14 protein-coding genes are annotated in these 12,014 nt (G+C 67.6%); 6 read left to right on the forward strand and 8 right to left on the reverse strand.

Annotated features, from left to right (window positions below; genetic code table 11):
• Positions 1-7: 7 nt before the first annotated feature.
• Complete coding sequence (locus TX88_RS29610; RefSeq protein ID WP_044523406.1) at positions 8-1,519, reverse strand: ABC transporter substrate-binding protein; 1,512 nt, start codon at positions 1,517-1,519, stop codon at positions 8-10.
• Between the two features lie 160 nt (positions 1,520-1,679).
• On the opposite strand from TX88_RS29610, the gene TX88_RS29615 reads away from it, so the two are divergent.
• Entirely contained in the window at positions 1,680-2,204 is a 525-nt protein-coding gene (locus tag TX88_RS29615) for a hypothetical protein (protein ID WP_044524314.1), read from the forward strand.
• 19 nt (positions 2,205-2,223) lie between these two features.
• Positions 2,224-3,294 (forward strand): glycoside hydrolase family 183 protein, encoded by a 1,071-nt coding sequence (locus tag TX88_RS29620; RefSeq protein ID WP_044523411.1) that lies wholly within the window; start codon positions 2,224-2,226, stop codon positions 3,292-3,294.
• Positions 3,295-3,297: 3 nt separating this feature from the next.
• Here the strand turns inward: TX88_RS29620 and TX88_RS29625 are convergent, their stop codons facing one another.
• The gene (locus tag TX88_RS29625) at positions 3,298-4,044 is read right to left on the reverse strand and encodes a 3-oxoacyl-ACP reductase family protein (protein ID WP_044523412.1); all 747 of its coding nucleotides are present in this window, start codon (positions 4,042-4,044) and stop codon (positions 3,298-3,300) included.
• A gap of 126 nt (positions 4,045-4,170) precedes the next feature.
• Here TX88_RS29625 and TX88_RS29630 point away from each other — a divergent pair, with 126 nt between their 5' ends.
• Together TX88_RS29630 and TX88_RS29635 are read left to right on the forward strand one after the other, a co-directional pair.
• Complete coding sequence (locus TX88_RS29630; RefSeq protein ID WP_044523415.1) at positions 4,171-5,244, forward strand: NAD(P)H-dependent amine dehydrogenase family protein; 1,074 nt, start codon at positions 4,171-4,173, stop codon at positions 5,242-5,244.
• 63 nt (positions 5,245-5,307) lie between these two features.
• On the forward strand, positions 5,308-7,119 hold the full coding sequence (locus tag TX88_RS29635) for an Hsp70 family protein (RefSeq protein ID WP_044524315.1): 1,812 nt from the start codon (positions 5,308-5,310) through the stop codon (positions 7,117-7,119).
• Positions 7,120-7,176: 57 nt separating this feature from the next.
• Here the strand turns inward: TX88_RS29635 and TX88_RS29640 are convergent, their stop codons facing one another.
• Genes TX88_RS29640 through TX88_RS29665 form a run of 6 tightly spaced genes read right to left on the reverse strand, consistent with a single transcriptional unit; the run spans position 7,177 to position 11,047 of the window.
• Positions 7,177-7,641 (reverse strand): hypothetical protein, encoded by a 465-nt coding sequence (locus TX88_RS29640; RefSeq protein ID WP_044523419.1) that lies wholly within the window; start codon positions 7,639-7,641, stop codon positions 7,177-7,179.
• Positions 7,638-8,276: a TetR/AcrR family transcriptional regulator gene (locus tag TX88_RS29645; protein WP_044523421.1), complete on the reverse strand. Its 639-nt coding sequence runs from the start codon at positions 8,274-8,276 to the stop codon at positions 7,638-7,640. Before TX88_RS29645 ends, TX88_RS29640 begins: the two co-directional genes overlap by 4 nt.
• Entirely contained in the window at positions 8,276-9,172 is an 897-nt protein-coding gene (locus TX88_RS29650) for a fumarylacetoacetate hydrolase family protein (RefSeq protein WP_049925515.1), read from the reverse strand. Before TX88_RS29650 ends, TX88_RS29645 begins: the two co-directional genes overlap by 1 nt.
• A 17-nt stretch (positions 9,173-9,189) precedes the next feature.
• Positions 9,190-9,840, reverse strand: coding sequence for a VOC family protein (locus tag TX88_RS29655; protein WP_084622257.1), 651 nt, complete (start codon positions 9,838-9,840; stop codon positions 9,190-9,192).
• Positions 9,837-10,220, reverse strand: a complete 384-nt coding sequence (locus tag TX88_RS29660) for a hypothetical protein (protein WP_044523424.1) — start codon at positions 10,218-10,220, stop codon at positions 9,837-9,839. The genes TX88_RS29655 and TX88_RS29660 overlap by 4 nt, the downstream gene beginning before the upstream one ends.
• Positions 10,217-11,047 (reverse strand): SDR family NAD(P)-dependent oxidoreductase, encoded by an 831-nt coding sequence (locus tag TX88_RS29665; RefSeq protein ID WP_049925517.1) that lies wholly within the window; start codon positions 11,045-11,047, stop codon positions 10,217-10,219. Before TX88_RS29665 ends, TX88_RS29660 begins: the two co-directional genes overlap by 4 nt.
• Positions 11,048-11,131: 84 nt before the next feature.
• Between TX88_RS29665 and TX88_RS29670 the strand changes: the two genes are divergently transcribed.
• A complete protein-coding gene (locus TX88_RS29670; RefSeq protein ID WP_044523427.1) occupies positions 11,132-11,503 on the forward strand; it encodes a hypothetical protein in 372 nt (123 codons plus the stop codon).
• A partial coding sequence (locus TX88_RS35440; protein ID WP_244438721.1) for a thiamine pyrophosphate-binding protein occupies positions 11,500-12,014 on the forward strand: 515 nt, incomplete at its 3' end. The genes TX88_RS29670 and TX88_RS35440, both read left to right, overlap by 4 nt.

A 12,014-nucleotide genomic window follows, 5' to 3' on the forward strand; every position in this document is an offset into this window, starting at 1 on the left:
TGTCGGGTCAAGAGTTTTCACCTCGATCAAGGTCGGCGGTGCGGAACCGGACGGCGCCGTCGCGGCGCACCTGATACCCCGACAGGTTGTTGGCCCAGGCCTGGATCACCGACGGGTTGTACAGGTAGATGTAGCTGGCCTGATCGGCGATCCGCGTTGCGGCTCTGGCGTAGATGTCTTTTCGCTTGGCGACATCGGTCTCGGTGCGGCCCGCGTCCAGCAGGCGGTCGACCTCGGGGTCGGAGAACTTCTGCGCGTTGCTCGTGCCGTGCGTGTGGTGCTGGGCGTAGTAGAAGTCGTCCGGGTCGATGTTCCCCAGCCAGCCCATCATCAGCATGTCGAAGTGGCCGTTGTTCTGTTCGTCGAGCCAGGTCGCGAAGTCCACGGTGCGGATGTTCACCGTGATGCCAAGGGGCGCAAGGTTGTCGGCGATGATCTGGGCGGCCGTCACGGTCTCGGGATACTCGCTGGTGACCAGCATGTCGAGGTCATGCGGTGCGGCTCCGGACGCCTGGAGGAGGCTTCGCGCCTTATTCACGTCGTAGCGGTAGTGCTGATAGTCGGTGAACCACGGGCTGCCGCGCGGGATCGCCAGCTGATTGACCTCCGCGGTGCGGTAGCTGGTGGCGGCGGCGATCGCGTCACGGTCGATGCCGTACGCGATGGCCTCGCGAACCCGTGGGTCGTTCCACGGCGGCCGGGCCTCGTTGAGCGCCAGATACCAGTAGTCGTTGCCGGGTGTGACCGCCAGCGTCAGCGAGTCGTCGTCGCGCAACTGGGCCACCCGCTGCGGCGGCACCGAATCCGTCCAGTCGATCTCGCCGGCCTGCAGCGCCGACAACGCCGTCGTCGGCTCGGAGATGAACTGGAACGTCACCCCGGACACCGGAGGAGCACCTCCCCAATAATGCGGGTTGGCCGTCAGGGTGATGGAGTCCCCGCTGCGGCGGCCGGAAAACGAGAACGGGCCGGTGCCGATCGGATGGGTGGCGATCTGCCCGCTTTCGACGTTGGCGCGTTGCACGATCGCCATGCCCTTGAACCCGCCGAGGTTGGTCAGCAGGTTCGGGGTGGGCTGACGGACGGTGATCCGCACGGTCGCCGGGTCAGGCGCGGTGACACTGCTGACGGCACTGAACTTGTCGACGTTGGTCAGCTGCTCGTCGATGATGCGGCGGTACGAATACACCACGTCGTCGGCGGTCAGCGGACTGCCGTCATGCCAGCGCACGCCGTCGCGCAGGCGGAAGGTCCAGGTGAGTTGGTCATCGCTGACCTCCCAGGACTGCGCCAACGCCGGGCGCATCTGCAGGTCCTCGTCGGGTTCGACCAGGGTGTCGAACACGTTCTCCAACACCTCGAACGAGAAATAGGCACTCGTCCGGTGCGGGTCGAGCTGATCGGGTTCCCCCGCGATGGCCGCGATGAGATTGCCCGACGATTCGTCGCCGAGGTCTACCCGGCTGCCGGTGGAACAGGCAGCCAGCACGAACACCAGGACTGCCGCCAACGTTTTCATCGCTGGTCGTGTGGTCACGATAACTCCAGGATCACCGCGGGTGATCCGCCGTACGCTCACCCGCTGGGGCCGTCACGGGGCCGGCTCGATAGATACCGACCCATACCGGTGACGACGCTGATGAAGACTGCGATACTCACCCATTGTGACGTTCAAGCGCATGGCTTCTGCAGCCGCCCTGTTCTCGTCGGTCGGAATCGGACTCAGCCTGGGGGTTGCCGCCCCGGCGCAGGCTGACCCCCTCATGCTGGGCAAGTACACCTATACCCAGGAGGGCGGCAAGACCGACACCTGGGCTGTCTGGCCGTCCTGTGTCCCGACCGTCGGGGATCTGCGTGAGCCGCTGGAACTGGCGGTGGCCTGCCGGCTGCACGTGGAGACCCAGCGCGTCAGCGTCGGTGGTGACGCCAGGCTGGTCGGGGGCCAGTGGACGTATTCGACGGCGATCAAAGAGGGCTTCCAGTGCTCCGACGGCAGTTGGGCGCCGATCACCGAGACCTACAAGTTCGACGACATCGCGCTGAGGGGTACCCGCAACGTGTCCAACAACGAGGCCTGCGGCGGCACAGTGGCGCCCGCGATCCACACCTTCCCGTTCACGCTGGCCTACAAGGGGCCACTGACGACCCAGGTCAAGGTGTACCCGCTCGATTGCGAGCCGGGCGGATTGCGGTGGTGCACGTAAGTCCGAAGGAGCAGGGGGAGTGCTACCGCTGATCGACGGCAAGGTCGTCGACATCACCGGGCCGGGCCGCACCGACCGGTTCGGGGTCACCGCCACCGATCTCGGTGCTTCGATCATCGCGCCCAACGGCAAGCTGGTATCGGTCTTCGGCGACACGTTCTCGGGGAGCCGGGTCGGCAAGGGCGACTGGCGCTCACCGGTCGTACTGATCGGCAGCGGCGACGCCAACCACGAGATCGTCTACGAATCCGCCGGGGGAGCCGACCCCGACTACGCGCGGCAGCTGTGGCACTACATCCACGACGACGAAGCATCCGGGTGGCGGCGCGGCGGCATCAGCACCGTGATCCCGTCGGATCTGCTGCGGGTGGGCGACTCGCTGTACCTGCACGCGATCGTCAATCATGGCTTCGGCACGGTCATCTGGACCGAGATCTGGCGTTCCGACGACAGCGGGGTGTCCTGGACCCATCTGGGTGAAGAGGCGAAATTCCCGGCCGATCTGCACGACGGTCACGCTCAGTGCTGGTCGTGGGACTTCGATCCGCACGACGGCTGGGTGTACGTGGTGGCAACGGGATTTCAGCGTGACAAGGGCATCATCCTGATGCGGGTCCGCCCCGATCAGATCGGCCGGCGGTCGCAATACGCCGCCTGGGGCTTCACCAACGGACGCTGGCAGTGGGGGCGGCAGGCCACGCCGATCACCCCACCGGACGAGCACTGGGGTGAACTGACGTTCCGCCGCACCGGACCCGGAAGATGGGTCCTTGGCGGATTCCTGACGTCCTCATACGCGCTGGGCTACCGGGTGGTGTCCTCCCCGGTGGCCAACATGTACACCACCCCGGTCCAGACGCCCATCGTCGGGTCGTCGTGGGAGGCCGAGGACCACGCCGGCAGCAAGGTCGCCCAGCTCTACGGCGGCTACCTGCTGCCGGGCTCGCGCTTCGGCATCACCGGCGGTGTCGGGCTGGTGGTCTCGCAATGGCGCACCGACACCGGATGGCCCTACCGGGCAATGCAATTCAAAGCCGGTCTGAAGGACACCGCCAAGACGCCGCGCCGGCCCGACCCCATCAACTTGTGACCCTCAGGCGGTGAACCCGCCGTCGACGTTCCAGTTCGCCCCGGTGACGTACCCTGACTCCGGGCCGGCCAGGAAGCTCACCACGGCGGCGATGTCGCTGGTGTGGCCGTAGCGGCCCAACGCGGTGGTTTGCCTTACGGCATCGGCGAATTCGCCTTCGTCGGGGTTCATGTCGGTGGCGATCGGACCCGGTTGCACGTTGTTGACGGTGATGCCGCGGGGCCCCAGTTCGCGGGCCAGGCCGCGGGTCAGGGAAGACACCGCCCCCTTGGTCATCGCGTAGACCGCGGTTCCACCGGTCGGAACCCGGTCGGCGTTGATGCTGCCGATGTTGATGATCCGTGATCCCTCACCGAGGTGGCTCACCGCAGCGCGGATCGCCGAGTACACCCCACCGATGTTGATCGCGACCACGCGGTCGAACTCCTCCTGCGGGAATTCGTCGATCGGTGCCAGGTAGGCGGTTCCGGCGTTGTTGACCAACACGTCCAAGCCGCCGAGGGCGGACACCGTCTGCTCTACCGCGTTGGCCACCTGCGCCGGGTCGGCGCTGTCGGCCTGGATCGCCACCGCCTTCGCCCCATCGGCGGTCAGCTCCGCGACCAGCTTGTCGGCCTCAGCGGCAGAGGCCCCGTACGTGAACGCCACCGCGGCGCCGTCGGCCGCCAACCGTCGCACGATGCCCGCGCCGATTCCGCGGGATCCTCCGGTCACCAGTGCGCGCCGCCCGGTCAGGGTTGCAGATGTCATTGTGGTTTCCTTCCACGCATTCAAGGCTTTTCCGGTCTGATCGACCGCGGGCCATGCATGGTAAAGGGCGGCGTTCGAGCGGAGATTCCCGGTGTGACTGGCCTCACTCTGTGCCAAGGTGTTCGGATGGTCAAGCGCGTAGTGGTTTGGGGTACCGGTTTCGTCGGACAGATGGTGATCGCCGAGATCATCAAGCATCCGTCGTTCGAACTCGTCGGGGTGGGTGTCAGCAATCCGGAGAAGGTCGGCCGCGACGTCGGCGAGATCTGCGGCCTCGGTGCCACTGTCGGGGTCCGCGCCACCGACGACATCGAAGCGCTGATCGCGCTGAAGCCCGACGCCCTGGTGCACTACGGGCCGACGGCCGCCCACGCCGACGTCAACATCGACGTGATCACCCGATTCCTGCGGGCCGGTATCGATGTCTGCTCCACCGCGATGACCCCGTGGGTCTGGCCCAAGATGCACCTCAACCCGCCCAACTGGATCGAGCCGATCACCGAGGCCTGCGAGGCCGGCGGGTCGTCCTGCTTCACCACCGGAATCGACCCGGGCTTCGCCAACGACCTGTTCCCGATGACCTTGATGGGCCTGTGCTCGGAGGTGCGCCGTGTGCGGGCCTCGGAACTGCTGGACTACACCAACTACACCGGCGACTACGAATTCGAGATGGGCATCGGGAGGCCGCCCGAGAAGCGTGCCCTGCTGGAAACTCCGGACATCCTCATCTTCGCCTGGGGTGCAACGGTTCCGATGATCGCGCATGCGGCGGGCATCGAGCTGGACAAGATCACCACCACGTGGGACAAGTGGATCACCCCCGACGAACGCAAGTCGGCCAAGGGCATCATCCCGGCCGGCAACGTCGCCGCCGTGCGCTTCACGATCAACGGCGTGTACCGCGGCGAGACCCGGATCCAGCTCGAGCACGTCAACCGGATCGGTCTGGACGCCGCGCCGGACTGGCCGTCCGGAAACGACAACGACGTGTACCGCGTCGACATCGAGGGCACCCCGAGCATCTCTCAGGAGACCGCGTTCCGGTTCACCGACGGTTCCGGTCGCGATGCGGCCGCCGCGGGCTGCCTGGCCACGGGATTGCGCGCGCTCAACGCCGTGCCCGCGGTCAATGAACATTCGCCAGGATGGGTGACGGCACTCGATCTACCTCTGATTCCAGGTTTCGGCACCATTCGCTAGGTAACGCCGGCCCCGTCAATCGAGATGGACTACCGGATAGGGTTCTTCTCGAAACGGGGTGACATGGCTGACGGGATCGGGTTGTCGATTGGATCGACGAACCTCACAGCGGTAGTGGTGGGCCGCACCGCGGTGACGCGGTCGCCGGTGCTGACGCTCTTCCCGCACCGGGCCCCCGAAGTGGGTGTACCCAGCGAGAACCCCAACCTGAACGAGCGCGGTCTGATCCTCACCGACTTCATCGAGCGGGTGGGGGACCCGGTCGGGATGCTGGCCCCTGACGGCTCGTCGCACCGGGGCGAGACCGTGCTGGCCGACGCCCTCGCGGCGCTGCTGCGCACGCTGACCGGGGGACGCCCGCCGGCCGATCCGATCGCCGTCACCCATCCCGCGCACTGGCGGCCCAACCAGGTCGAGGCGTTGCGCGCCGAGCTGGCCGCCGTCGGCGGCTTCGGTGATCCGGTCCTGGTGCCCGACGCGAAGGCAGCGCTGGTTGCGCTGCAGGACAACCCCGGGGTGCCCACGCGCGGTGTGATCGCCGTGTGCGACTTCGGGGGCAGCGGCACCAGCATCACCCTGGCCGACGCGGACAACGGGTATCAGCCGATCGCGCCGACCATTCGGCATCCCGACCTGTCCGGCGACCTGATGGACCAGGGGCTGCTCACCCATGTGGTGAACGACCTGTCCTCGGCCGGGACGATCGACCTGGCCAGCACCTCGGCCATCGGATCCCTGGGCCGCCTGCGCGCTGAGTGCCGGCGCGCCAAGGAGCGCCTGTCCACCGAGTCCGTCACGGCCCTGGTCGCCGAATTGCCCGGGCATCGCAGCGATGTCCGGCTGAACCGCAACGAACTCGACGACGTGATCGCCGAACCGCTGCGCGACTTCATGTCGGTGCTGCACGGTGCGGTCGAACGCGCCGGCCTGCGCCCCGGTGAGCTCGTGGCGGTGGCCACCACCGGTGGCGGGGCCAGGATCCCGGCGATCACCACGTCGCTGTCCGAGCACCTGCGCGTGCCCGTGATCACCGCGCCGCAGCCAGAGCTCACCGCGGCCATCGGCGGTGGCCTGATCGCGGTCCGCGGCACCGCCGAGGACGGCATGACCGCGATGGCGCCTGCCTCCGCCGGGGCCCCGCCGACCGCGGCCGCGGCCTTGGTGGCGCCTGAGCCTCCCGCCGCGTCCCAGGCGCTGGCCTGGTCCGATGCCGAGAACGTCCCCGACGTCGCACCGGTCGACGACTACAGCCCGGAGAGGTACGGCGACGATTACGGGACCGATTTCGACACCGGATTCGACCCCGCGGGCGGGCGCACCGTGGCGCGCCCTCAACTCGAGTTCGGTGAGCGTGAGCTGACCGAGCGCGACGAGATCGCGGCGCGGCCCTGGTACCGGCGGCCCCCGGTGATCCTGGGTGCCGGTGCCGCGGCGGTGCTGGTGGCCGTCGTGGCGGTGTTGATCAGCATCACCGGCAGCGACGAGCCCACTCGGCCGGCGTCCAACACCAAGGCGGTCCCGTCGACTACCGCGGCCCCGGACGAGACCGCTCCTGCCGCGCCGGTCGACGAACCCGCGACCGTCGAGGCACCGCAGACTGTCACGCATGAGGCTCCTGCTCCGCAGACCGTGACGCAGACCGTGGAGCAACCGGCCCCGGAGGCTCCGCCGGTGACCGAGAACCCTCCGCCCGCCGAGACACCGACGCCGACCCCGACCACCGAGGCCCCGCCTCCGACGACGACGCAGGCCCCGGTGACGACCACTCAGGCGCCGACCACCACGCAGGCGCCGTGGAGCCCCACCGCCCCGTATCCGACCATCCCCGGCCTACCGTGGGTTCCGGCACCGGGCGGCGGTCACACCGGAGGCTGACGACTCCCGGCGCCCATCTCGCCGGACCAGATGCTGGTCAGGTGGTGAAACAGGCTGTCAGCCAGGACGATTCGCCTGGCATGGCCAGGTTGCGGCATAACCCAGCCCTACGGCGATGATCCCGAACTTGATCAACGCCGCAGTGCGCGCCCGTCGCGCATTGGCGTCGATATTGTTGCGCTGCAGTACTTTCAACAAGGCCATACCTTCCACGGCATCTGCGGCGACGGCCGGAACCGCCAACCACGGCAGTGCCGCCGGATGATCGTGCCTACGGCGCACCCGGTCGATCAGCAGCGCCAGCACGGTTCCATAGGTGAGCATGTATCCGAAATCCAGGCGCAGCGAGGCCAGCGCATCGCGTCGTCCCTCGTGCCCCCAGTAGGCCATGATGTGTTCGGCCCGCTCGGCCGTCCCGGCCAGTTCGAACGCGACGATCCCGGAGCCGCGGGACTTGAGACGTCGGTCGATGCGGACCATGACGCCGGTGTAGCCGAGAAAAGCGATGACAGCGGCGATCATCGGAACGAACCGAGCGCCTCGGTGACATCGGGGGAGTAGACGATCGCCGGATCGAGATCGGCCGCGGTGCGCAGCGTGGCGACCAGGGCTGCGGTGGCGAATTCGACCAGTGCATCGACTTCGATGTCGTGGTGGGCGATGCGGTCGATCATCATCTCGTCAAGGTAGCCGACCCAACCGTGCATGGCGGTCCGAAGCGCCGGCGCGACGGGTTCAACGATGCCCAGCGCCAACAGGATCCGTGCAGCGCCCATCCAGCGGAGCTGCTCGATTGCGGCCTGGTGTTCGGGATCGGCTCCCAATGCGCCGCGCAGAAGCGCGACGAAGCTGTCCGAGTACGAATCGATGTAGGCGATGTGGCTTCGTAACGCGTGACGCAGCTGGTCGATGAGCGAGGTGTCGGCAGGCGGAGCGGAGAGTTGTACGGCCGCGATCTCCGCCGCGATCTCGTTCATCACGGCCAGATACAGGCCGCGCTTGTTCTCGAAGTGATGGGCGATCAACCCGTACGCCACACCGGCGTTCTTCGCGATATCCGATGTGGTGACCTGGTCGTAAGGACGGCTCGCGAAGAGCTTTCGGGCCGCGTCGATGATCAGTTGACGCCGGTCGGCGACGGCCCGTTTGGCTGGCATCAGCCCAGGCTAACGGGATTGCTCAGGGTCCCGATGCCATCGACCTCGATACGCACCGTGTCGCCGGGACGCAAGAACCGGCCGACCGGCCAGCCGGTGCCGCCGAACGTTCCGCATGCCACCACGTCGCCGGGCCGCAGGGCGCAGAACCGGCTGAGCCGGCTGACCACCTGCGCGGGAGACAGAATCAGATCGCTGATGCTGCCGCGCTGACGCTGCTCGCCGTTGAGGAAGGTGCGCAACTCGGCCGTGCCCAGGTCGAGTTCGTCAGCGGTGACCAGCCATGGTCCCAGCGGGCCGTGGCTGGGGTGACTCTTGGCCAGCGCCGTCGCGGTGGGATTGTCGATCTGCCAGTCCCGGATCGACACATCGTTGGCGATCAGGTAGCCGGCGATCGCTGCGCGGGCGCCGTCCTCGCCCACGTCGTGGATGCCGGTGCCGATGATGACCGCGAGCTCACCTTCCCAGTCGACCTGTCTGGCGTCCGCGGGCAGCACGATCGGAGCGCCATGCCCGACGATCGACGATGGTGCCTTGGAGAAGAAGAACGGATATCGGGGCCGCGGATGGGCGAGCAGATAGCCCGCGGCGATCCTGACGAGCCGTGGTTCGCGCAACAACCAACGGATGTTGACGTCTCGGCGGTGGTCAGGTGCGTTGAGCCCGATCGCCATGTACAACGACGGTGTCGGGACGGGTGCATGCAACACCGCGGTCTCGATCGGGTACCGGGGTGCACCGGGCAGCAGTGAGGCCACCGCGGTCTGCCAGTCAGGGCGATGCAACAGGCTCAGGATCGAGTCGGGCCCGTCGTCGCAGGCGCTCAGGTCGGCGATCTCGTCGCCGACGACGGCACCCGCCCGAGCTTCACCGGTCGACAGGGAGAAGGTGGCCAATCACATTTCGCTTGCTCCTACAGTGTTTTCCAGCGCAGGGTCCGAAGTCCGGCCCGAGCGGGTCGAGCGTCGGGCGGCGCCGACCCCCGCCGGGTGAGCCCCGGGACTCCGGCCGTCACCAGCCGCTGCAACACATCGGGATCGAACTCGACGCCGATCGGGTTGGCATCGAACTCTCCTCCTGCGAGCCAGTCGAGCAGCTCCTGGTTCGTGGTGAAGTTGTCGACCTGGAGCTCGATCCGGTTGCCGTCCGGGTCCTCGTAGTAGATCGAGGTGGTGGGTCCGTGGTTGATGCACCACACCGGTGCGATGCCGGCGTCCGCCAGTCGGCGGTAGGTGGCCAGAAGTGTGTTCAGGTCGGGGTAGGTGAACGCGACGTGGTCGACACCGTAGACCTTGCGGTGCAGCTTCCAGACCAGGCCTGGAAACCGAAGCAGCCGAGGCACTTTGATCAGTGCGATGCGGTGATGCTCATGGTCGTAGGTCAGGAAGCTGATCCGCTTGTCGTCGAAGACCACAATGGCGTCCAGGGCGCGGCAGTACCAGTCCGACATCTCGGCTGCGCGTGGCGTCTTGAACACGATGTGGGCCAGCTTGTTCGGTGCGCCGGGCCGCGGCGGCCGGTCCAGATCGGCCGCGTCGACCCGCACCCCGGCGTGGCGGCTCATCGGTCGAACTGCCGGGCCAGCACCAGACCGCCCAGTCCCAGGGCCAGATCGCTGGTGAGTACCAGCGCCGAGAGTGGGCCTCCACGTCGTCCGCGCAGCGTCGCGACCCCGCGCACCGCGGCCATCAGCAGCCCGCTGATCGCGGTGCTACGGATGAAGGTGGCGTCCCGTTCTCCGCGGGAGACCCGGTACAGGCCGTAGGCGAATCCGGCGTTGACCGTGCCGGTTTCGCGGCGGAACCAGGGATCCGCGATCAGGCCCAGCCGGCTCTCCAGCGACGTGGGCACCGCGAAATGGGCGGCCAGTGCCACCAGCACGTGGAGTATCCCCAGTGTGGTGCCGATGCGGATCTGCCGATCGCTGATGGTGAGGCGGATCATCTTGCCCCCAGTTCCAGTGCGTCGAGAGTGTTGACCCGTCGGCCGCCGACGGCGGCCACCAGTCGGCCGAACGCGGGGATTTCCAGCGGGACCAACGAATAGGCCGGATAGACGACCCGGGTCGCGCCCCGTTGCAGGCCGCGGACGACGGCCGCGGCGGTCCGTGCCGGCGGCACCGGTGGCAGTGTTCGCGGAGGCTTTGTCTTCCACGGCAGTTCGTCGACGTCACGCAGGGCGGTGTCGGTGGATCCGGGCACCACTTCGAGCACCCGGATGTCTGTCTCGGCCAGCTCCAACCGCAGCGATCGGGTGGCCTGGGCCAGTGCGGCCTTCGAGGCCGCGTAGTACCCGAGCAGCGGCAGCGGAACCGCCTGCACGGTCGAGGTGACATTGACGATCGTTCCGGTTCCGGCGGCGTGCATGGCGGGCAGCAAGGCCGCCGTGAGCGCGAGCGGTGACCACAGGTTGACCTCGAAAACCTCACGGGCAAAGGCAGAATCGGCGATAAGTGATTGTGGCCCGGTCAAGTTGACGCCCGCGTTGTTGATGACGATGTCCACGCTGCCCCCGAGGGCGTCGAGTGCGCGGACTCCGACGCCTGCGGCCGAGCCGGGCTCGGTGAGATCGGCGGCAAGCACGATGGGGCGAGTCCCGCCGGCGTGCGAAATCTCATCGGCCAGCTTGTTGAGCAGACCCTCCCGCCGGGCCGCGACGACCAGTACTGCGCCCCGGCGAGCCAGGGCCAGGGCCATTTCCCGACCGATTCCGGTAGAGGCGCCGGTAAGCACAATTCGCTTGCCGTCCAGGTTGATTCGTCGTCGTCGCATATCTGCCCCCGATTGACTCCGGTTGGTGTTCCCGCCTACCGTCCCATACTGATTGATAATCAGTCAATAGGGAAGTGGGCGGAGATGGCCAAACACAGCAATGCCGAACTGGCGCTCGGAGTGGGCGCGTTGACGATGGCTGTCGGCGCGTTCACCGGACATGTGCTGGCGCCCAGGCGGGTGGCAGACCACTATGGATGGGTGCATGACCGGTGGTATCAACGTGAAATCGGGGCCTTCAACGCGGGCCTGGGCTATGGCGTCGTCGCGTACGCGACGGGACGAAGAGCGGAGGCTTTTCTCGGATCGTGGTCGGTGGCCGCGCTCCTGCTGGCGATGACGCGCCTTGCGGCGATCCGCAGCGGGGACCGCCGGGGGTTCTGGAATCTGGCCACGGTCGCCGAGGATGCCGCGCTCGGCATCGGTGGACTGGTGTTGATGGCCAGGCGCGCATGAGCACCGGCGCCGAAGTGGTGGTGAACCGACTGCTCGCCGAAGGCGTCGACGTGTGCTTCGCCAACCCCGGCACCTCCGAGATGCACTTCGTTGCCGCGCTGGATTCCGCTCCGGACATGCGCCCGGTGCTGTGCCTGTTCGAAGGCGTCGCCACCGGAGCCGCCGACGGGTACGCCCGTATCGCCGGTAGGCCCGCGGCGACACTGCTGCACCTCGGACCCGGTATGGCCAACGGACTGGCCAACCTGCACAACGCCCGGCGGGCGTTCAGCCCCGTGGTCAATGTCGTCGGCGACCATGCGACTTACCACCAGCCTTTGGACGCGCCGCTGGAATCCGACATCGACGCGCTCGGGTACTGGACGCACGGCTCGGTGCACCGGCCGGAATCGGCCGCCGATCTCGAAGCGGCCGTCCACAATGCCGTGCAGAGCGCGACCGGCGCGCCCGGACGGGTTGCCACGGTGATTCTGCCCGCCGACTACTCCTGGGGCAGCGCACCGCAGAACCC

The sequence above is a fragment of the Mycolicibacterium septicum DSM 44393 genome (assembly GCF_000455325.1).
Classification (GTDB): Bacteria; Actinomycetota; Actinomycetes; order Mycobacteriales; family Mycobacteriaceae; genus Mycobacterium; species Mycobacterium septicum.